Source organism: Phenylobacterium sp., from assembly GCF_044236515.1.
Classification (GTDB): domain Bacteria; phylum Pseudomonadota; class Alphaproteobacteria; order Caulobacterales; family Caulobacteraceae; genus Phenylobacterium.
Window position 1 is genome coordinate 13,289 of sequence record NZ_JBIIGK010000015.1, and the last position, 19,977, is coordinate 33,265.

General features: G+C 70.6%; 20 protein-coding genes and 1 tRNA gene. 8 read left to right on the forward strand and 13 right to left on the reverse strand.

The features are described from left to right. Positions 1–35: 35 nt before the first annotated feature. On the reverse strand, positions 36–2,399 hold the full coding sequence (locus tag ACILRF_RS02985; protein ID WP_395670783.1) for a TonB-dependent receptor: 2,364 nt from the start codon (positions 2,397–2,399) through the stop codon (positions 36–38). Between the two features lie 267 nt (positions 2,400–2,666). Between ACILRF_RS02985 and ACILRF_RS02990 the strand changes: the two genes are divergently transcribed. Further along, entirely contained in the window at positions 2,667–3,122 is a 456-nt protein-coding gene (locus ACILRF_RS02990) for an AAC(3)-I family aminoglycoside N-acetyltransferase (protein ID WP_395670784.1), read from the forward strand. Between the two features lie 43 nt (positions 3,123–3,165). On the opposite strand, the gene ACILRF_RS02995 is transcribed toward ACILRF_RS02990, so the two are convergent. Together ACILRF_RS02995 and ACILRF_RS03000 are read right to left on the reverse strand one after the other, a co-directional pair. After that, positions 3,166–5,391: a TonB-dependent receptor gene (locus ACILRF_RS02995; RefSeq protein ID WP_395670785.1), complete on the reverse strand. Its 2,226-nt coding sequence runs from the start codon at positions 5,389–5,391 to the stop codon at positions 3,166–3,168. A gap of 132 nt (positions 5,392–5,523) precedes the next feature. Further along, the gene (locus ACILRF_RS03000; protein ID WP_395670786.1) at positions 5,524–5,991 is read right to left on the reverse strand and encodes a group III truncated hemoglobin; all 468 of its coding nucleotides are present in this window, start codon (positions 5,989–5,991) and stop codon (positions 5,524–5,526) included. Positions 5,992–6,154: 163 nt separating this feature from the next. Between ACILRF_RS03000 and ACILRF_RS03005 the strand changes: the two genes are divergently transcribed. After that, a complete protein-coding gene (locus ACILRF_RS03005) occupies positions 6,155–6,607 on the forward strand; it encodes a DUF1801 domain-containing protein (protein WP_395670787.1) in 453 nt (150 codons plus the stop codon). After that, positions 6,604–7,011 carry a DUF1801 domain-containing protein gene (locus tag ACILRF_RS03010; protein WP_395670788.1) on the forward strand — a complete coding sequence of 136 codons (408 nt, stop codon included), beginning with the start codon at positions 6,604–6,606 and terminating at the stop codon, positions 7,009–7,011. The genes ACILRF_RS03005 and ACILRF_RS03010 overlap by 4 nt, the downstream gene beginning before the upstream one ends. 106 nt (positions 7,012–7,117) lie before the next feature. On the opposite strand, the gene ACILRF_RS03015 is transcribed toward ACILRF_RS03010, so the two are convergent. The 3 genes from ACILRF_RS03015 to ACILRF_RS03025 all read right to left on the reverse strand — a co-directional run bounded on the left by ACILRF_RS03015 (position 7,118) and on the right by ACILRF_RS03025 (position 8,891). Then, positions 7,118–7,705 carry a DUF4304 domain-containing protein gene (locus ACILRF_RS03015; RefSeq protein ID WP_395670789.1) on the reverse strand — a complete coding sequence of 196 codons (588 nt, stop codon included), beginning with the start codon at positions 7,703–7,705 and terminating at the stop codon, positions 7,118–7,120. Further along, entirely contained in the window at positions 7,702–8,238 is a 537-nt protein-coding gene (locus ACILRF_RS03020; protein ID WP_395670790.1) for a hypothetical protein, read from the reverse strand. Before ACILRF_RS03020 ends, ACILRF_RS03015 begins: the two co-directional genes overlap by 4 nt. 576 nt (positions 8,239–8,814) lie before the next feature. Next, a tRNA-Arg gene (locus ACILRF_RS03025) sits at positions 8,815–8,891 on the reverse strand. A gap of 155 nt (positions 8,892–9,046) precedes the next feature. On the opposite strand from ACILRF_RS03025, the gene ACILRF_RS03030 reads away from it, so the two are divergent. Continuing rightward, positions 9,047–10,804 carry a gamma-glutamyltransferase family protein gene (locus ACILRF_RS03030; protein WP_395670791.1) on the forward strand — a complete coding sequence of 586 codons (1,758 nt, stop codon included), beginning with the start codon at positions 9,047–9,049 and terminating at the stop codon, positions 10,802–10,804. 5 nt (positions 10,805–10,809) lie between these two features. Here ACILRF_RS03030 and ACILRF_RS03035 read toward each other — a convergent pair whose 3' ends face one another. From ACILRF_RS03035 to ACILRF_RS03050, 4 genes are all read right to left on the reverse strand, one after another. Then, on the reverse strand, positions 10,810–12,282 hold the full coding sequence (locus ACILRF_RS03035; protein WP_395670792.1) for a sensor histidine kinase: 1,473 nt from the start codon (positions 12,280–12,282) through the stop codon (positions 10,810–10,812). Between the two features lie 62 nt (positions 12,283–12,344). Continuing rightward, complete coding sequence (locus ACILRF_RS03040; RefSeq protein WP_395670793.1) at positions 12,345–13,388, reverse strand: quinone-dependent dihydroorotate dehydrogenase; 1,044 nt, start codon at positions 13,386–13,388, stop codon at positions 12,345–12,347. Next, entirely contained in the window at positions 13,385–13,729 is a 345-nt protein-coding gene (locus ACILRF_RS03045) for a DUF952 domain-containing protein (protein WP_395670794.1), read from the reverse strand. The genes ACILRF_RS03040 and ACILRF_RS03045 overlap by 4 nt, the downstream gene beginning before the upstream one ends. Before the next feature lie 9 nt (positions 13,730–13,738). Further along, positions 13,739–14,230, reverse strand: a complete 492-nt coding sequence (locus tag ACILRF_RS03050; protein ID WP_395670795.1) for a SixA phosphatase family protein — start codon at positions 14,228–14,230, stop codon at positions 13,739–13,741. Between the two features lie 91 nt (positions 14,231–14,321). On the opposite strand from ACILRF_RS03050, the gene ACILRF_RS03055 reads away from it, so the two are divergent. Together ACILRF_RS03055 and metW are read left to right on the forward strand one after the other, a co-directional pair. Continuing rightward, positions 14,322–15,494, forward strand: a complete 1,173-nt coding sequence (locus tag ACILRF_RS03055) for a homoserine O-acetyltransferase (RefSeq protein ID WP_395670796.1) — start codon at positions 14,322–14,324, stop codon at positions 15,492–15,494. Beyond that, positions 15,491–16,195 carry a methionine biosynthesis protein MetW gene (metW, locus tag ACILRF_RS03060; protein WP_395670797.1) on the forward strand — a complete coding sequence of 235 codons (705 nt, stop codon included), beginning with the start codon at positions 15,491–15,493 and terminating at the stop codon, positions 16,193–16,195. The genes ACILRF_RS03055 and metW overlap by 4 nt, the downstream gene beginning before the upstream one ends. Here metW and ACILRF_RS03065 read toward each other — a convergent pair. After that, positions 16,192–16,536, reverse strand: coding sequence for a P-II family nitrogen regulator (locus ACILRF_RS03065; protein WP_395670798.1), 345 nt, complete (start codon positions 16,534–16,536; stop codon positions 16,192–16,194). The genes metW and ACILRF_RS03065 overlap by 4 nt on opposite strands. Before the next feature lie 155 nt (positions 16,537–16,691). Between ACILRF_RS03065 and ACILRF_RS03070 the strand changes: the two genes are divergently transcribed. Both ACILRF_RS03070 and ACILRF_RS03075 read left to right on the forward strand, forming a co-directional pair. Beyond that, a complete protein-coding gene (locus ACILRF_RS03070) occupies positions 16,692–16,856 on the forward strand; it encodes a hypothetical protein (RefSeq protein WP_395670799.1) in 165 nt (54 codons plus the stop codon). After that, a complete protein-coding gene (locus ACILRF_RS03075; RefSeq protein WP_395670800.1) occupies positions 16,853–17,050 on the forward strand; it encodes a hypothetical protein in 198 nt (65 codons plus the stop codon). Before ACILRF_RS03070 ends, ACILRF_RS03075 begins: the two co-directional genes overlap by 4 nt. Positions 17,051–17,052: 2 nt before the next feature. Here ACILRF_RS03075 and ACILRF_RS03080 read toward each other — a convergent pair whose 3' ends face one another. Then, positions 17,053–17,478: a response regulator gene (locus ACILRF_RS03080; protein ID WP_395670801.1), complete on the reverse strand. Its 426-nt coding sequence runs from the start codon at positions 17,476–17,478 to the stop codon at positions 17,053–17,055. 241 nt (positions 17,479–17,719) lie between these two features. After that, the gene (locus ACILRF_RS03085) at positions 17,720–19,933 is read right to left on the reverse strand and encodes a hypothetical protein (RefSeq protein WP_395670802.1); all 2,214 of its coding nucleotides are present in this window, start codon (positions 19,931–19,933) and stop codon (positions 17,720–17,722) included. Positions 19,934–19,977 lie beyond the last annotated feature (44 nt).

Below are 19,977 nucleotides of genomic sequence, written 5' to 3' on the forward strand. Positions count from 1 at the left end.
CGCTTAGCACGCGCCGCCCGGCCCGCCCAAGGCCGCTAGAACTCGGTCCGGATCGTCACGCCGTAGGTGCGCGGCGCGCCCAGGAACCCGGCCAGGGTGCCGCTCTGCAGCGACTGGTCGATGATCACCTGGAAGTAGTCCTCGCCGGTCAGGTTCTGGCCCCAAAGCTCGACGGCCCAGCCCTCGTCCGGCGCGCCCACGCCGATGCGGCCGTTCAGGAGGGCGAAGGCGGGCTGCACCTTGGCCGGATCGAGGTTCGAGCCGGTGTTATAGGCCGAGCTGTACTTCGCCGCCGCCGCCGCGCGCAGCGTCAGCCGCGCCGTCAGCGGCCGGACATAGGCCCCGCTGGCCGTCGCGGACCACAGGGGCGCGTAGGACAGCCGGCTGCCCGGCAACCGAGCCGAAACGCCCGGCGGCGGGGTGAAGGCCCCATACTGCGTCTCCGCATAGGTCGCGCCGCCGGCCAAGCTCAGGCCGTCGACCGGCGTCCGCCAGGCGAGGTCGAGGTCGACGCCTCGCGAAACGACCTTGGGGATTGGCGCCACCACGAAGCTGACGCCGTCGTAGGTGTTGAGCTGGAAGTTCTCGAAGGTCTGGTGGAAGACCGCCGCGTTGGCGAGCAACGCGCTGTCCGCGGTGTTGGCCTTCACCCCGACTTCCCAGCTGCGCACCGTCTCGGCCGGGAAGCTGGTGTTCGTGCCGATCACCCCGGTCCGGACCCGCGCCCGGTCGAGGTTGAAGCCGCCGCCTTTGAAGCCGTCGGCGTACGACACATAGGTCATCAGGCGCGGGTCGACGCGATAGGCCACCTTGACGGTCCCGCTCCAGCGGCGGTCGCCGCGGCTCTGCTTCACCACCGCGTCGTTGAAGGCGGGATCGAGGTGGGCCGCGCACAGCACGCCGAGCGCCGACGCCGGGACGCCGCGCGCCAGCGCCGCCGTGCAGCCGGCGGCGGGCAGGGCGTTGCGATAGTGCGCCGTCAGGTCCTTGTTCTCGTCGGTGTAGCGCAGGCCGACGGTGGCCTGCAGCGCCCCGGTGACCTTCAGCGTGGCGTCGCCGAACGCCGCCCAGCTTTGCGCCTTGTGGTCGAAGCGGTCGCGCGGCCCGCCGCCGGCCGGCAGGCTGGCGCCGACCGGCAGCCCGGTCAGGGTCGAGATGAACGCCGGGTTTGCGCCCTGCGACAGCACCAGGCCGTAGTAGCGCTCGTAGTCGGCGCCAAGCTCGGTGTGTACGCCGACGTCGAGAATCTCGCGGTGCAGGAACACCCCGCCAATCCAGTCGAGGCGCTCGCCTCGCCCGGCGAGCCGCAACTCCTGGGTCAGCTGTTCGATGGCCGTGAAATGGCGCCCGTCCGCCGGGCGGCGCCACAGGTCGGCCGAGGAATAGTCGTTGTCGACGCCGGCGGTGCTCTTCCATTTCCGCCAGGCGGTGATCGACGTCAGGTCCAGCGACGGGGCCAGCGCCCAGTCCCCCTGCAACGACACGCCGCCGTCCCGCACCCGGTTGTCCATGTCGTCGTTGGCGTAGGTGATCCGTGCGCCCGGATCGGCGGGGCGATAGACGCCCGCATCCGCCGCCAGGGCGTCGATCCAGGCCGCGGTCGGCCCGATGCGCGTCGGGAAGTTGACGCAGCAGTGCTCGTTGCGCGCCGCATAGTCGGCGATGGCGCGGATTTCCAACCCGGCCGCCGCCCGCCACAGCAGTTGGCCGCGGACGATGCGGCTGGACTCCGAATCGTCGGTCTGCGTCCCTGGCCCCGCGCCCTTGTGCACCTGCGCGTAGCCGTCGCGCGACCGCGCGGCCGCGAACAGGCGACCGGCCAGGGTCTCGGCCGCCAGCGGTCCTGTGACGCTCGCGGAGGCGCCGTAGGCGCCGTAGTTGCCGAGGCTCACCTCGCCGCGGCCGCCGAACGCGAACTCCGGCGCCCGGGTGATGACGTTGACGACGCCCGCCGAGGCGTTCTTGCCGAACAGCGTCCCTTGCGGGCCCTTCAGGATCTCGACGCGCTCCAGTTCGCCGAGGTCGCCGTGCCCGACGCTGCTGCGCGCCCGCAGCACGCCGTCGACCACCGTGCCGACGGAGGATTCCATGCCGGGGTTGTCGCCCACCGTGCCGACGCCGCGGATGCGGAACGAGGTCTGGGCGTTGCTGGCCGTCGAGGTGGCGTTGAACCCGGGCGCGAGGATCTGCAGATCCTTGATGTCCCGCACCCCGGCGTCCTGCAGTCGGCGGGCCGGCAGGACGGCGACCACCACCGGCACGTCCTGCAGGTTCTGCGCCCGCTTCTGGGCGGTCACGACCAGTTCGCGGACCAGGTCTCCCGCCGGGGCCTGTGCGGCCGCTGGTCCCGCCAGGGCCGCGGCGCACACGCCCAGGGCCGCCTGTCTCAATCGCCGCATCTCTTCGTTCCGATCGTTACGAGCCGCCCCCGGCCCATGGTGGGGCGGCTTCATAGTCACGCTTCGTGCGACGGCAACCTTTGATCGCCGTCCGATGGGCTGAAGCGGGCGATCCGCGCGCGGACAGGGCTGAAAGAACGCTGTTTCGCGTAACCGGGTCGTCGAACCTGTCGCCCCGACCCGGCTTTACGGACGCCCGACAGCTGAGGCAGGCTCGCCCGCAATGCCTCTAGGACGCACGCAACCCCTGCCGCAGGCGGCCGCCTAATGGCTTGTCGGATCGACAGATTGGGTCCCGGCGACCTCGGCCGGCTGGCGGCGCTCAACGCCATGTTCGCGTCCGCTTTCGACGACGCGGACAGCTACGGATCGCGACCGCCGTCGGCCGCCTATCTGGAAAGGGTTCTCGGCAAGGACCACGTCTTCGCCCTGGCGGCCCTCGACGGCGACGATGTCGTCGCCGGTCTGGTGGCTTATGAACTCGACAAGCTCGAGCAGGAACGCAGCGAAATCTACATCTATGACCTCGCGGTGGCGGAGGCCTACCGGCGTCGCGGCCTGGCCACGGCGCTGATCGCGCGCCTGCAGGCGATCGCGGCCGAGCGCGGGGCGTGGGTGCTGTACGTCCAGGCCGATTACGGCGACGACCCGGCCGTCGCCCTTTATGAGAAGCTCGGCGTCCGCGAGGATGTCATGCACTTCGACATCCCCGTCACGCCGTGACGCCAGGGGCTGTTCGGGCGGCCCCTGGCGTTGAGCGGCGCCTCTACCAGCGCCGGATGGCCTGGAGGCCGACGGTGCGCGGCGGGTTGATCTGCCAGCGCGGACGGCCCGGCAGTTCGGCCGCCCCCGACGAATTGTCGCCGAGGTTGGCGCGCACGTCGGTGACGTTCTCGACGTAGGTGGCAAATTCCCACGCGTCGTTGGTTACGCCGGCCCGGAAGTTGACCAGGGTGTAGGGGTGGCGCTCGCGCGGGACCTCCGGGTCGTTGGTGGCGCTGAAGCTGCGGCCGACATAGTTGGCGTCGGCCCGCACATAGCCGTCGAAGCCGGACGTGACCGGGAAGTTGTACTCGGCGCTGACATAGCCGGTCCAAGGGGCCACGTTCTGCACCGGGTCTCCCTCGCGGGTGAACAGGAAGGACGCGCTCTCGGTGATCTCGGCGTCGGTGTAGCCGAAGCCGCCGGAAAGGTTCAGGCCCCGCACCGGCGTCGCGGCGACCTCGAGCTCCACGCCGCGGCTGCGCGCCTCGCCGGCGTTGACCTGGAAGTTGAAGCCGCAGTCGAAGCGGGCGCTCTGCTGGATGTTCTTCCACTTGATCATGAACGCCGCGGCGTTGACCCGCAGCCGCCCGCCGAGCCAATCCGACTTCACCCCGGTCTCATAGTTCCAGAGGGTGTCGGGATCGACCGAGCTCAGGTCGGCGGGCGTCAGGCCGGCCGCGGCATAGTCCTCGCCGCAGAAGCCGATCGGCGGCGCCGTCTGGGTCCGTCCCGGTCGGAAGCCCTTCGAGGCCAGGGCGTAGACGTTGAGGTCGGGCGTCGCCTGGTACTTGACGACGACCTTTGGCGTCAGCGCCTTCTGCTTGCCTTCCAGCCGTTCGATGGAGCCGGTGCTCGCGATGCCGGACTGCTCGTTGTAGCTCGACAGCTCGATCCAGGACTGCCGAAGCCCCACCGTCGCCGACAGCTTGTCGTTCATCTGGTAGGTCAGCTCGCCGAACGGGGCCCATTCCGTCGTCAGCGTGCGGCTGTCTTCGAAGAACACCAGGTCGGTGCCGAAGAAGCCGCCGACCATGGCGTCGAGACCCGGCGCGTCGATGACCTGCTGGAATCCGGTGCGGCTGCGGTCGTAGTAGAGTCCGCCGACGAACTGGATCGGACCGGGGAACGTCGAGGCGAAGCGGAATTCCTGGGTCAGCTGATGGTTCGGATCCCAGATCAGCGACGGGGGTCCCTTGAACGCCGGCACGCCGAAGAAGACGGGGAGCGTTTCCGAAGAGTCCTCCGCCGACGACGCCTTTGAGTTGAAGTAAGCCGTCGACGACGTGAAGGTCCCGAGACTGGTCTTGTAGTCGACGGTGACGCCGCCATAGGTCCAGCTCTGGCGCGCGACCTCCGGAATGTCGAACAGTCGCGTCTGGCGCAGCGTGCTCGGCTCGAAGTCGGCGAGCTGCCAGCCGTTCAGGCGGATCCGCTGAGCCAGGAAGGTCCCGCGGACCGTCAGGTTATCCGTCACGTTCACCAACGCCGAGGCGGACAGCCCGTAATACTCGCTCCCGCCGACCCGCTTGCGTTCAAGCACCGACGGATTGCTCTCGCTCGGGAATTCCTTGCGGATGAAGTTTCCTTCCCGGCCGCTGTAGGCGGTCAGCCGCAGGGCGGCGACGTCTTCCTTGATCGGGATGTTGACGGTGCCGTTGAGCTGATAGCCCTCGTCGCCGCGCTGGATGGTCGAGACATCCGCCGTCAGCTGACCGCTGAAGTCGGTGGTGTCCGGGCGCTTGGTGATCATCCGGATGGTGCCGCCCATCGACCGGGCGCCGAACAGGGTGCCTTGCGGACCCCGCAGCACTTCGATGCGCTCGAGATCGATGACCCGCGGGTCCAGGTCGGCCGGAATCGGCAGGTCGTCGATGTAGAAGCCGACGGTGTTGGTGCCGTAGATCCCGCGGAGGGCCAGGCGCCGGCCGAACGCCTCCCCGCCGGACGAATAGCTGATGTTCGGCACCAGGCGCGCGAAGTCGGTGAACGACTTGACGTTGGCTTCTTTCAGGGTGTCGGCCGACAGCGCCGTGACGCTCATCGGAACGGTCTGCACCGTTTCGTCGCGCTTGGTGGCGGTCACCACCACCTCGTCGAGTGTCGAGCCGGTCGCCCGGGTCTGCGCGCCGGCGGTCGTGACCGCGGCGAGCGACGCGGAGCTCAGCAAGAGGGCCAGCGTCAGCCTGCGGCGCGCATTGCGCAGCTCGTTGCGAGCCTGGTTTTGCATCAGTTTTCTCCCCTGCACTTATTAAAGTTGAGGTTAGGCTCATGTTCAATTTGGTGTCAATGACAGGCGGCCGAGCGGCCGCGCGCCCGGCTCCTGAGCCGCGCGTGCCTATTCCTGTCGGGAGGGGTGACCTCAGCCGGGGAAGCTGAGCGTCCGTCGGGCCCGCTGCGAGCCGGCGGCGCGCAGCATCTCCAGGCCCTGCCTCAGGCTCTCGCCGATCATCTCGGCCTTGGCGATGAAGAGGTCGGCGGCGGCCGGCGGGCAGACCTCGCGGGCCACCTGGCGCCAGAGCTCCAGCCAGACCGCGAAGTCCGACGACTGGATATCCGCCGCGCCGGCATGCGCCGCCATGGGCGAGCCCTTGAACCGGCCGGTCATCAGCACGACCGACGACCAGAAGTCGCACAGCTTGGCCAGGTGCGTGTCCCAGTCCTCGACATGGGCGGCGAACACCGGGCCGAGCCGGGGGTGTTCGCGGACCCGGGCGTAGAAGGTGTGAACCTGCCGCGCGATCATCGCCTCGTCGACGCCCGCGGCGGTCCCGGGGGCGATCTGGGCCCGGCGGGCCGTGCGGGCCGCCAAGTCTTCGGCATCGGTCATGGCGGCCAGAAATCACAACCCCGGCCGGCGGCCAATGCGGCGATGTACGTAGTTCGGCGCGAGGGATGCTGCCGCGCCGCCCGCATCGCGGCTGCAACTGCGGGCTTGGCGGCCGGCGGCGGGAATGGCAGTCCTTCGCTCTGGCTTGTTCGAGGAACCTCCGGTGCCCGAAAGACCCCGCGGCCGACCCTCGCCCAGGCCGTCAGCGGACGGCGGGCCCGCTCTGCTGGCCGGCGGCAACCCGCAGATCGCCAAGGGCGAGGGCGACGGCCCGGTCCAGGCCTACATCGCCGCAGCGCCCGGCTGGAAGCAGGATGTCGCCCGGCGCCTGGACGCCCTGATCGCAGAGACCGTCCCAGAGGTTCGCAAGGCGGTAAAGTGGAACACCCCGCTCTACGGCCTCGACGGGCGCACCTGGTTCGCCGCCTTCCACATGTTCACTCGCTACGTGAAGGTGACCTTCTTCAAGGGAACCGAGCTGGCCCCTGTTCCGCCCGAAGGCTCCAAGCACCCGGGCGTCCGCTACCTGCACGTGACCGAGGACGCGCCTCTCGACGAGGCGCAGTTCGTGGCCTGGATCCGACAGGCCGCGGCCCTGCCCGGAGAGAAGATGTGACTGACGCGCCGTCCGACCTCATCGATGGCCGCATCCGCGACCTCGCCGACTGGCGCGGCGAGACCCTCGCCGCCGTTCGCGCCCTGATCCGCGCGGAAGACCCTGAGGTCGTCGAGACCTGGAAGTGGCGCGGCGTGCCGGTCTGGGAGCACGCCGGCATCCTCTGCACCGGCGAGACCTACAAGGGGGTGGTCAAGCTGACCTTCCACAAGGGCGCCAGCCTTCCCGACCCCGCGGGCCTCTTCAACGCCAGCCTGGAGGGCGGCGCCCGCCGCGCGATCGACATCCGCCAGGGCGAGACCCTCGACCCGACCGCCTTCAAGGCCCTGATCCGCGCCGCCATCGACGCGAACCTCGCCAAGCCGGCGCCGAGGACCAGGCCAGCGAATGCATCACGTACCTGACCCGGGCGTCGTGGTCGTCGGTTCCCTGGACCGAAGGGTCCTTGCCGTCGCCTGACGGCACGAGCAGGCCAGGATCGCGTCATACTCGTGCGTCTAGCGAGTGCGTCTAGCGAGTGCGATTGGCGGTGCGCAATTGCTCCTGAAGCCACTGCTGTACGCATCTACCCTCTGTGACCAACATCGGGATTGCGGTCTTCGGCACGGGTTCCTCGAAGAGAGCAAGCGCTTCTTCGAGGGCTCCCAGTCGAAACAGCGTCACAGCGAGCACCGTCAGGTTCGGCTTGCGCCACGATCCCGTCGTGCCTCGACCGTACCACTTCGAAGCTTCGTCCTCGAGGGATTGAACCCGCTCGAACCACGGGACGCCGTACGCCCGCACAGCGTCGGCAACCTCGGTCGGACCATTGGGATCATTCTTCCACCAGCGATCGCGGCCGTCGATCAACTGGCCTATTCGCTGGCCGAATTGCCGGACGCCCAGCCCCTCTTGGCACGGGATCGACTTCAGGATCCGTTCGGTTTCGACGTTCTTCGCGAACAGGTTGACCGTGACGCTTCCGTCCACCCAGCTCTTCTGGAGATTCACCCAGTCTTCGACTTCTCCACGCTGCCGGCGCCAGTCCCTCCCTTCGCGCGCAAACCCCAGCGGCTCTAGCGTTCGACTGAGGGCCTTCGTGTAGGACGGGCGGGTCATATGAACGACTTCGGGTCGTAGTAGATTTGCCGGGTTTTCACGCCGGTGGTCTCATACTTCTTGACAGCCCGAGCGGCCGCCGCGCGCCCCGTCGGCGTGTTTGGCTTGAGTTCCATCTGGAATGGCTCAGGCTCCTTTCCCGGAGTTCGAACGCGTGAAGGCGTGCGCACATCAGGCCTCAGAATCCGCCCATCTTTCAACGGCACTGTCGGTTCAGGATCCCATCCTGGCTTCTGCGCGACGCGCTCCCGCAGCGCTCCGTGCGCCCGCCGTCCGGCTCGCGTAGCCCAGTTGTCGCCCACGCGAAGATTGGGATCGGCCCGATGAAGCACGAGCGGCGCCCGCTGGGCTACCGCCGGGGCGAGACGTCCCGCGATGTAAGCTGCGCCTTCCAGGCCCATGACGGCCGCTACAGGCGCCAAGGCGGGGACGGCCATCCAGGCGTTCTCCCGGCTGTTGGCGCGCTCGGCTTTCTTGAACTCAGCTTGTTGCCTGCGGAGTTCGGCGATGTCGGCGTCCGAACCTCGGTACATGCGGTCCGCTAGTGGAGCGACCGAGGCGCTTCGAGCGGGCGCAGGGGCCCGCGCGACCGCGGCCCCTCGGCGTGGCTCCAACTCGGCCGCTTGCTGCGCATTGTAGGCGTTCTGTTGGGCAACCATCCTCGCATATGGTTGCGCCAGCGTATCTGGCACGCTGCGCGGTTGATCGCCTCGAGCGTACGAACCAGTTCCAGCCAAGGTCTTCTCCGATTGCTGAGTTGACGGCGCGCCGCGCGAACGCGCGACACGATCACGCGCACAGCGGGTGGGCCGCCGCGACAAGCAGACTTCAGATTAGAGAGGCACTTGGTGCGGGCCTTGTCCGCTCAGCAGCGGGTGGCGCGGCCCACTGATCACGGCTCTGCAGCTTCCCACAGCGAAGCCTTATAGTCAAGAACAAAATAGGAACGTGGACGCGCGACTCGGGCGGAGTTCAACGAACCCAAGATCGCCTGCGCGCGAAATGCCCACCAGATCTACGAACTGGCTGACGCGTTACAGCGGCGCGGATGCGCACCACCAGACCCGCAGGACGGCGACCAGAAGTGACTGACTGATTGCGTTGGAGAATGGCGCGCCCGGAACGATTCGAACGTCCGACCCTCAGATTCGTAGTCTGATGCTCTATCCAGCTGAGCTACGGGCGCGCTGTTGCCTTACGGCGAGGGCGCGGAACCTAGTCGGGGGCGCGGCAAAGCGCAAGCCGGGGCCGCCGGGTTTTTTGCGAGGCGTCCCTCCGCTTGACCGGGAGGGCGGCATGCCCGAAGGGCAGGGATGTCCGCGGCGGAGGTTCTAGCGTCCCGTGCCTGTTCGTTATCGTCTCCTGAGCCTCGCCGCTGTCGCGGCCCTGCTGGCGGGTTGCGGAGCCACCGCCCGCGCCCCGTCCGCCATCGCTTCCGCCGTCCCGCCGTTGGCCGCAGCCCCGGTCACCGACGGCCTCGCCGCCCACGCCATGGTCGCCGCCGCCAATCCGATGGCGGTCGACGCCGGCGTCGCGGTGCTGCGTCGGGGCGGCTCGGCGGTCGACGCGGCGGTGGCCGTGCAGGCGGTGCTCGGCCTCGTCGAGCCGCAGAGCTCCGGCCTCGGCGGCGGCGCCTTCATGACCTATTATGACGCCCGCACCCGCACGGTGAGCGCTTACGACGGCCGCGAGACGGCGCCGGCCGCCGCCACGCCCCGGCTGTTCTTCGGCGACGACGGCAAGCCGCTCGGCCGGACGGCGGCGATCCTGTCGGGCCGCTCGACAGGCGTGCCGGGCGCCGTCGCCATGCTGGCGATGGCGCAGGCGGATCACGGCAAGCTCGCCTGGCGCGACCTGTTCGTCGACGCCGAACGGCTGGCCGACCAGGGCTTCACCGTGCCCCAGCGTCTCGGACAGTCCGCCAACGGCCGCGCCGCCCAGGCCCAGACCGCCGACGCAATCGCCTACTTCACCAAGCCCGACGGGACACGCATCCAGCCCGGCGACCGCTTCCGCAATCCCGCCTACGCCGACACCGTCCGCCGCATCGCCGCCGAGGGACCGAAGGGCCTGCTCGAAGGCCCGGTCGCTGAGGCCATCGTCGCGCGCGTGCGGCAGGGGCCGCTGCCCGGCGCCCTGACCATGGCCGACATGAAGGCCTATCGGCCGAAAAAGTCGGCGGCGCTCTGCCGGCCGTTCCGGATCTACGTCGTCTGCACCCCGCCGGCCCCGTCCGGCGGCCCGGCGGTCCTCCAGGGCCTTGGCCTGCTCGACCGCACCGCCATCGCCGACCACGGCCCGGCCGACCCGCAGGGCTGGTACCTGTTCTCCCAGGCCAGCCGCCTGATGTATGCCGACCGCGACCGCTACATGGGCGACCCCGCCTTCGTCGATGTGCCTACCGAGGGGCTGCTCGATCCCGCCTACCTCGACCAGCGGGTCAAGCTGATCGCCCCGGACATGGCCGGCCCGCCGCCGCCGCCGGGACGCCCGAAAGGCGCCGGGATCCGCGCCCCGGACCGCACGCAGGAGGTTGCCGGCACCACCCACTTCGTGGTGGTCGACGCGGCGGGCAACGTCGTCTCGATGACCACTACGGTCGAGAGCATCTTCGGCTCCGGGCGCATGGCCGCCGGCTTCTTCCTCAACAACCAGCTGACCGACTTCTCCTTCCAGCCGACGACGGAGGACGGCGTGCCGGCCGCCAACGCCGTGGCCGGCGGCAAGCGGCCGCGCTCGTCCATGGCCCCGGCCATCGTGCTCGACCGCCAGGGGCGTTTCGTCGCCGCGGTCGGCTCGCCGGGCGGCCCCTCGATCCTGGCTTACAATCTGAAGGCGCTGACCGGCGTCCTCGCCTGGGGCCTGCCGATGCAGCAGGCGCTCGATCTCCCCAACCTGATCGCCGGCGGCTTCGGCTATGCCGCCGAAGTCGAGAAATTCCCGCCGGCGGTGGCGGCGGGCCTGGCGAGCAAGGGTGTTGCGCTCCGCGCCGGGTACGGCGCCGAGGGGTCCGGTCTCCACGGCGTTCAGCGGCTTCCTGACGGGACCTTGCGCGGCGGCGCCGACGGCCGGCGCGAGGGCGTCGCCCGCGGCTTCTGACGGCGCTAAGCGCTCTTCCGTCCGGCCCGTCGCCGCGGCGGCGCGCCGGGCAGGCGCAGCTCGAACGTCGCGCCCGCAGGCCCCGCGTCCAGCAGGGTCAAGTCGCCGCCGTGGCCCTGGGCCAGCTCCCGGGCGATCGCGAGGCCGAGGCCCGCCCCGTCCGGCCGGCCAGACCCTGCGAACGGCTGGAAGATCCGCTCTCGAATCTTCGGCGGCACGCCCGGCCCGTCGTCGGCGACGCGGATCAGGCTGGCTCCCTCGATGCGCTCCAGCGTGACGCGGATCTCGCCACGGCCGCCCCGGCCCTCTTGATGCTCGATCGCCTCCCGGGCGTTGCGCAGCAGGTTGGCCAGGATGCGATGCAGCTGATCGGCGTCAGCGATGACCTGCTCGCCGGGATCGACGTCGCAGACCAGCCGGACGCCCTTCGGCGACAGCCGCGCCTCCTCGCCGGCCGCTTCCACCGCGGCGGCCAGCGGGACGGGCTGCGGCTCGGGCGCCGCCTCCTCGGTCTTGCCGTAGGTCAGGACGTCCGAGGCCAGCTTTACCGCCCGGTCGAGCGCCCGCTCCAGCCTGGGCAGCGCCTGGCTGACCTTGGGGTCCTTGAGCGCCGCCAGGCGCTCGGAGGCGATCTGAGCGCTGGTCAGCATGTTGCGCAGGTCGTGGTTGATCTTGGCCACCGCCTCGCCCAGCGCCGCCAGCCGGGCGCGCGAGCTCAGCGCCGCGCGCAGGTCGGCCTGCATCCGCGAAAGCTCGGCCTCGGCCCGGCCGATCTCGTCCCGGCGGCCGGAAATCCCGACCCGCGCCTCCGGGTCCTCCGGATCGGCCCGGAACCGCTCCATGGCGTGGGTGATCCGTTGCATCGGCCGCACCAGGAACAGGTTCAGCGACAGGTAGACCAGCACCCCGGCCAGGGTGGACACGAAGGCGACGACGAGGATCAGCCGCCACAGGTACTGCCACAGCTCCTGCTTCAGCTCGGCGTCCGGCGCGACGACCTCGACGAAGTCGGCCTGGATGAACCGCGGCTCGGCCCGCACCCGCACGCTGCGGCCGTCGCCGCCGAACAGGGTGTTGAACGGCCCGCCCAGCCACGAGCCCGGGCCCTGGTCGCGCAGATCGACGAGATAGGGCCGCTGCGGGCGCTGCCGACCCTGCAGCACCAGCCTCAGGCCGACATCCGGCGTCGAGATCGCCACCCATTCGACCCCCGCCCCCTGCAGCAGCTGTTCGCGCTGATCGAGGGTCATGCGCTCGGGCGCGATGTCGGAGATGCGCGAGACGGTCTCGGCCGCCCGCACCCGGTCCAACAGCCAACTTTCCTGGTATGCCGCCAGGGCCGGGGGCAGGGCGATCATGCCGCCGACCGCGACGAACAGGATGGTGAGCGTGAGCAGCCGCGCGGACAGGCCGCCCGGCCAGAAAAAGCGGCGCCTGTCCGGCGGGGAACTGTCCTGCGGCGTGGGCGCGTCCGCCATGCCCTTTTCGTTAAATCAGTGGGCGGTGTTCGGCAACGCGGCCCAGGTTGCGGCTGTTGCGCCTACCTCGCTCCGACCGCGGCCTTCACGGAACGGAATCCGTCGGCCCGCAGCCGGGCGGCGAGGTCGCGTTTGATCCGCGTCACCAGGCCCGGTCCCTCGTAGACCAGCGCCGAATAGAGCTGCACCGCCCGGGCCCCGGCCCGGATCTTCGCATAGGCCTCGGCGCCCGAGCCGACCCCGCCGGCGCCGATCAGTTCGAGCCGACCGGCCGCCGCCTGCGAGAACCGCGCCAGCATCTGGGTGGACAGTTCGGTCAGCGGGGCCCCCGACAGCCCGCCGGCCTCGTCGCGGAACTTCGAGCGCAGCGCCGGGCGCGAGATCGTTGTGTTGGAGACGATCACGCCCGCCAGGCCGTGGACCACGCAGGTGTCGACGATGGTCTCGACCTCGCCGTCCTCCAGGTCCGGGGCGACCTTCAGGAACATCGGCGCGGCCCCCTGCGCCGGCAGGGCGTCGCGCGCCTCGGCCAGTCGGCCGAGCAGATCCTCCAGCGCCGCCTTGGTCTGCAGCGCCCGAAGTCCCGGCGTGTTCGGCGAGGAGATGTTGATGGTGAAGTAGGACGCCTGCCCCCAGAGCCGCGTCAGGCCGGCGACATAGTCGGCGGCGCGGTCTTCGGTGTCCTTGTTGGCGCCGATGTTGGCCCCGACGACGCCCGGCCCCCGCTTGGCCAGTCGGCCGGCGAAGGCCTCCAGGCCGTGGTTGTTGAAGCCCATGCGGTTGATCACCGCCCGATCCTCGGTCAGGCGGAACAGCCGCGGGCGCGGATTGCCGACCTGCGGCCGCGGCGTGACCGTGCCACACTCCACGAACCCGAAGCCGGCCTGCAGCATCGGCGCGAACACCTCCGCGTCCTTGTCGAAGCCGGGGGCGAGGCCGACCGGATTCGGCATGTCGAGCCCCGCGATGCTCGTCGCCAGCACCGGATCGTCAGCTCCGCCGCGCGGTCCGAGGCCGACCTTGAGGCCGAGGATCGCCAGCCGATGGGCTTTCTCCGGCTCCAGCGTCCGCAGCACGCGGGCGGCCAGGGTGTGGATGGCGCTCATGCCAGCTCCGGCAACTGCGGCGCGCCGTCCGGTCCGAGCGGCGCTGGCGCGACATGGCGCACGGCCGCGGTCGGCAGCGGCCCATAGAGGTGAGGGAAGAGGTCGCCGCCGCGCGACGGCTCCCAGCGCAGGTCGGCGCCGGCCAGGTCGTCGGCTTCGACCTCCAGCACCATCAGGTCCGCCTGCCCGGCGAAGTGCTTGCGCGCTGTCTCGACGGCCTGGGCGGCGGTGGAGAAGTGGATGTAGCCGTCCGCCAGGTCGACGGCCGAGCCGGCGAAGACCCCCGCGGCGCGCGCGGCCTCCCACTCACCCTGCTTGAGGATCTTGTAGATCCGGCCCATCGCCCGCCCTCAGTCCCAGCGTTCGGGCAGGAACAGCCCCTCGGCCGTCGGCCGGCCGCCGGCGTCGATGGCGAACGCCGCCGCCCCGGCGGTGGGGAAGCGGTTCTGAGCGCGAACGGTCAGGGCCGGAGCCGCCCCGCCGGCCCGGCAAAGCTCGATGGCCAGTTCCTGCAGGCCGGGATTGTGGCCGACGACCATCACCGTGCCGCCGTCGGCGGCCTTCGCCGCCTGCCAGATCACGGCCGCTTCGGCCAGGTAGAGCTCGTCGAGGAACACCGCATAGGCGTCAGGGAACGCCGCCTGCGCCACCGCCCAGGTGTCGCGCGTCCGCGCCGCGGTCGAGACCAGCACCTTGTCGGGCGAAAAGCCCTTGCCGGCCAGGCGCACGCTCATGTCCACGGTTTCGCGTTGGCCGCGCGGCGCCAGCCGGCGGTCGAAGTCTTCGCCACTGGCCGAGTCGGGCTCGGCCTTGCCGTGGCGGAACAGGATCAGGCGGTCCATTCGAGTCGTCACCTCGCCGCCCTCATAGCGGCCCCGGCCCCGCCTGCGAAGCCATTGACACCGAATGGGCTTGTCGGTCCTACAGGGACCCATGGACGACACCTCGCCGCAAAGCTCAGGCCCCGCACGCTCCGCGTTCGAGACGGCCGGCGGGGTGATGCGCTTCCCGAAGGGCAAGGGCCTGCGCCTGGACTCCGGCGCGACGCTGGACGGCCTCGAGATCGCCTACGAAACCTATGGCCGCCTGAACGCCGACGGGAGCAACGCCGTCCTCGTCTGCCACGCCCTGACCGGCGACCAGTACGCCGCCTCGCCGCATCCGGTGACCGGCAAGCCGGGCTGGTGGAGCCGGGTGATCGGACCGGGGCTGCCGCTCGACCCGCAGAAGCACTTCATCATCTCGTCGAACGTCGTCGGCGGCTGCATGGGCTCCAGCGGCCCGGCCTCGACCGATCCGTCGACCGGCAAGCCCTACGGCCTGACCTTCCCGATGATCACCATCGCCGACATGGTGCGGGCCCAGGTCATGCTGATCGACGCCCTCGGAATCGACACCCTGTTCGCGGTTATCGGCGGATCGATGGGCGGCATGCAGGTGCTGCAGTGGGCCGCCGACTATCCGGACCGGGTGTTCAGCGCGGTGTGCATCGCCGCCGCCGCCCGCCACTCGGCCCAGAATATCGCCTTCCACGAGGTGGGGCGCCAGGCGATCATGGCGGACCCCGACTGGCGGGGCGGAGCCTATGACGCCGCCGGCGTGCGGCCGGAAAAGGGGCTGGCCGTGGCCCGCATGGCCGCGCACATCACCTACCTCTCCGAGGCGGCGCTGCAGCGCAAGTTCGGGCGCGAGTTGCGCAAGGACGGTCTGTCGTGGGGCTTCGACGCCGACTTCCAGGTCGAGAGCTACCTGCGCCACCAGGGGGCGAGCTTCGTCGATCGCTTCGACGCCAACTCCTACCTCTACATCACCCGGGCGCTCGACTATTTCGACCTCGCCGCGCCGCACGGCGGGGTCCTGGCCGAGGCGTTCGCCAAGGCGCGGAACGTCCGGTTCTGCGTGCTCTCGTTCTCCTCCGACTGGCTCTATGCGACGGCCGAGAGCCGAGACATCGTCCGCGCCCTCAACGCCGCCGGCTGCCGGGCCAGCTTCGTCGAGATCGAGACCGACAAGGGCCACGACGCCTTCTTCCTCGACGAGCCGCAGCTCGACCGCACCCTGCGCGGCTTCCTGCAGTCGGCGGGCCAGATGCGGGGCCTTTCGTGACCCAGGTGCGTGAGGACTTCCGCGAGATCCTGCGGCTCGTGCGCCCGTCCGCGCGGGTGCTCGACGTCGGCTGCGGCGAGGGCGAGCTGCTCGAACTGCTGAAGTCGGAGAAGGCGATCGACGGCCAGGGCCTGGAAATCAGCCCGGCCGGCGTCTCCGCCTGCCTGGCCCGGGGCCTTGCCGTCGTGCAGGGTGACGGCGACCGCGACCTCGACCATTTCCCGACCCGCGCATTCGACTACGCCATCCTGTCGAAGACCCTGCAGCAGATGCGCGAGCCGCGGCACGTGCTGTCCGAACTGCTGCGCATCGCCGAATACGCCATCGTCTCGGTGCCGAACTTCGGCCATTGGCGCATGCGCGCCTCGCTGATGACCCGCGGCCGGATGCCGGAGACCCGGGCGCTGCCCGACCCCTGGTGGTCGACGCCCAACATCCACCTCTGCACCCTGCGCGACTTCACCGATCTGTGCGCCGACCTCGACCTGCGCATCGACGCCTGCGCGGCGCTCTCCGGCGGCCAGCCTGCGCGGCCGATGGACCCGCAGAACTGGGTCGAGAACTGGCGCGCCGAGACCGCCCTCTTCCTGCTCAGCCGCCGCACCGAGGCCGATCCCGCCGCGGTGCCGAAGGACCTGTTCGGCGAGGTGACCCTGCCGGGCGCCGAGGCGCCCTCGCCGAAGAGGCGCGGCCGGCGCTAACCCGCGATCGCCCCGGCCCCGGTGTCGCCGGTGCGAATCCGCAGGGCCTGCTCGAGGTCCAGCACGAACACCTTGCCGTCGCCGATCTTGCCGGTGTTCGCCGTCTGGGTGATCGCTTCGACGACGGCGTCGACGATATCCGACGGCACCGCGATCTCGAGCTTCACCTTCGGCAGCAGTTTCACCTCGTATTCGGCCCCGCGATAGACCTCGGTCTTGCCGCGCTGGCGGCCATAGCCGCGCACTTCGGTGACGGTGACGCCCGAGGCGCCGGCCGAGGTCACCGCCTCAAGAACCGCGTCCATGCGGCTCGGCTTGATGATCGCGATGACCAGTTTCATGCGAGCTCCTCCGGCGGCGGGCGGCAAGGCGAAGCCCTGAAGCTAAGGCCATATTGCGCTGCATCCAAGGTGGGAACCGCCGGCGCCGCCCGCTGGTTGTGGGGGCGCGGGACCCAAGCCTCGGTGGCGTCGGACCGCGGAGGTTCCCAACGCCCGTGCCCCCCGCTTCGCGCACAGTCCAGGTCAGGCGAACCGCCGGCGGCGCGCGGGTGGAAGTCTACGCCCTGCCCAGCGGCGCGAAGCTCTACGTCCCCCTGATCGCGGAGTGGAACTTCAAGGCCGCGCAACGGGCCCTCGCCGCGGCCGAAGCGGCTCGATGATCCTCCATGTCGTGGTGCGGCGCGAAGGCGAGCGCTGGGGCGTGGCCATCGACCGCGAACTGATGGCGCTCACCGCCGATCGCGAGGAGGCTGCCCGCCTGGCGCGGGAGACCGCGCAGATCCTGCGGGACAGCGGCGCCAAGGCCCACGTCCGCATCGCCCCCGAGCGGCGGACCTTCAAGCGCGAAGACTGAGTTTAGCTGGCCTGGGCCGCGGCCGAGGTCTGGAACAGCTCCAACCCCTGCGGTGTGCGGCTGGGCCAGCGGCCCTCGTTGACAGCGGCGGCGAACGGGATCGTCGCCACCAGCGCCCGGAAGCTGAAGGGTTTGGGCAGCACGCCGATCGCCGCGTCCCGGGCCTGGCGGGCCTGGGTCAGCTGGCCGGTGACGAACACGACGGGCGCGCCGAGGCGCGTCTTCAGATCGCGGGCCAGGGCCACGCCGTCGTCGCGGCCGCCGAGGTTGATGTCGACAAGGGCGATGTCGGGCCGCACGCTCTCGGTCAGCGCCATCGCCTCGTCAGCCGACGCCGCCGGGCCGAGGACCTGATGCCCGGCGTCCGTAAGCTCCCATTCGATGGAGGCTGCGATCATGGGTTCGTCTTCAACGACGAGTACTAACATCAGTCCGCCTTCAGTTGCAGCGAACCGTCCCCGTCGTCAGTGTCGGCCAAACGCGGGCGGCGATCCAGCCGCACCAGCCAAGCACGACCTGCGTCAGAATGGCGCAATCTGAGCCATGTGTGAACCCACGTTGCGGATTGGGCGAAGCATCAACAGCGTTATCCACTGAAAAACACTATAAAGCGCTCTGACGTTGCTGATCGCTATCAGTACAACTGAAGCGTGGCTGTAGCAGCCCGGCTCAAGCGACTGGTATGGCGCGCGTCACGACCGGCCGCGGCAGGTCGTCCCGCACTGGCGCGGCCGTCCAGATCTCGTCGACGAACGATAGCGCCGGGCTGTCGACGCGCAAGGCCGCAACCGCGGCGGCGTCCCAGGCTCCAACCGCGCGGCGCCAACGGAGCCCCTGCGCCATCAGCGAGATCGCGTCCGCCGCGACAAAGGTTGGAGCGGTCAGGAACACCACTTCGTCGACCTGCGCCGGCGCCCGGCCGCGGAACCGCCCGCGCGACGCCTCGTAGACCGCGCCCGCCGGCGCCGCCTCAGCCGCTTCGACAACATAGAGGCGCGCCGCCTGGCCGCCTGGCGACGTCCGCCCGGACGCCCGGCTCGCCCGCCCGCGCAAGCTCAGGGGCGCCAGCCGCATCAGCGGATGGTCGCGCACCGCCGCCGGCAAGGCAGCGGGATCGACGCCATATTCCTTCAGGCCTCCGGCCAGCAGCCAGCGCAGGAACCGGAACCGGCCTTTCGCGGTCGCCAGCGGATAGAGCCGTTGCAGGTCGGGCCGGCTCTTCCAGATCTCGGCGAACAGCCCGACGAACGGCGCCCGCAGGCCCTCCGCGGCGGTCAGGTAGGGCGCTTGCAAGGGCGCGATCAGTCGCTCCGGCCAGCCGGCCCGCGCCCCGACCCCAAAGCCGACCGACAGCCGCCGGCGAAGCTCGCCGCCGCCGCCCGCGGGGTCGGCCAGCCGCGCGGCCTCGGCCAGGATCTCTGGATTTCCGGCCAGCCGGCTCAGCGTCGCCTCTGGCAGCAGGTCCAGGCTGAACCGCCCCGCCGCCGCCTCCGGCCCGATGCACCAGGCCAGCAGCCGGTCCGGCTCGCCGCCGAACCGGCGACGCAGGTCCTTGCGCGCCGCCAGCAAGGCGGTCACGGCGCGTGGCGGCTCATGCGCCTCGCGCAGCCACGCGGCGACCTCGCTCGCTGGACCGGTCCACGGGGCGTCGCGCCAGGCCTCCGGGTCGGCCTCGCGCCCGCCGCCGCCGCCGGCCTCCGCGATCCGCTCGGCCGCACGTACGGCGTGATCGTCGGCGCCTGCCGCCTCGGCGTTGTCGGCGAACCAACGCAGGAAGCCCGTCCGGCCCTCCGCCGAGCCGCGGTCGAAGGCGTCGCCGGCCGGATGGTCGCGCCAGGCCTGGTCCACCACCCGGGTGACGTCCGGCAGGCCGGGCAGGTGCATCTCAGGATCGGCCTCGTCCATCCAGGCGGAGGCGCCGGCCAGCCCATCGTCGAAACGCTCCCCGGCCCGCGCCGCGCGCAGGGCCCGCCGCCGCATCGTCCGCGTCACCCGCCGGCCATCGCCGAACCGGTCGTGGGCGTAAGGGACCTTGCGGCTGTCCTCGTGGCCGTTCTTCAGCAGCGCCTGGCCATAGTCGGCCAGCAGCGCCGCCAGCGGCGATCCAGCCGCCACGCTCAGCCGGTCCTGATGCTTGCTGAGGGTGCGCGGCCGCGCCGGGTCGAAGCCGGAGAAGTGGAAGAAGGCCAGCGGCTCGCCGTCCACACGCCAGCCGTCGGCCGCGCGCGAAAGCTCGCGCCCCTCCAGGTTCCAGTAAGCGAGGTTCAGCCCGGGCTCGCGGATCAGGTCGACGCTGTCGACAAACCCCGGGGCCAGGTCCATCCAGCGCTGGTCGGTGAAGAGGCCGTCCTTGAGGTCGACCCGACAGTCGAACCGGCACCGCGCCGCCCACCAGTCGATCAGGCCGGCGGTCTTCTCCGCCTTGCGCATCGAGGCGAAGCCGAGGTTGTACGAGCCCGACTTTAGGATGGCGTGGTCGTTCGGGCTGGCGTCGCCGACCAGCGGCCGCGTCAGGTGCGGGGTCAGGACAAGGTCGGCCCGGTCCAGCCCCTGCCGCACCCGCTCCAGCGGCCGGAACACGAAGATGTCCGGGTCGAGATAGGTGACGCTTTCCACGCCGTCGCGGGCCATCAGCGCCCGGAACGCGTAGGGCTTCACCGCCGTGTTGAGCTCCAGCGCCTCATAGTAGACGCACATGTCGGCGAAATGCTCGCAGACCTCGGCCGCCTCGATCACCTCGGCGAACGGCGTCAGGGATGGGATCGGCCCGTCGGCGGCCACCACCACCCGGCGGGCCCGGGGCTCGGCCTGGGCGAGGCTCTGCATCAGGGTCTGCGCCAGGGCGGCGTAGTTGCGCGAGACGATGGTGAAGATGACGTCCAAGTCGGCGCGTCCCTAAGCCGCCAGCAGCTCGTCCAGCTTGCGGA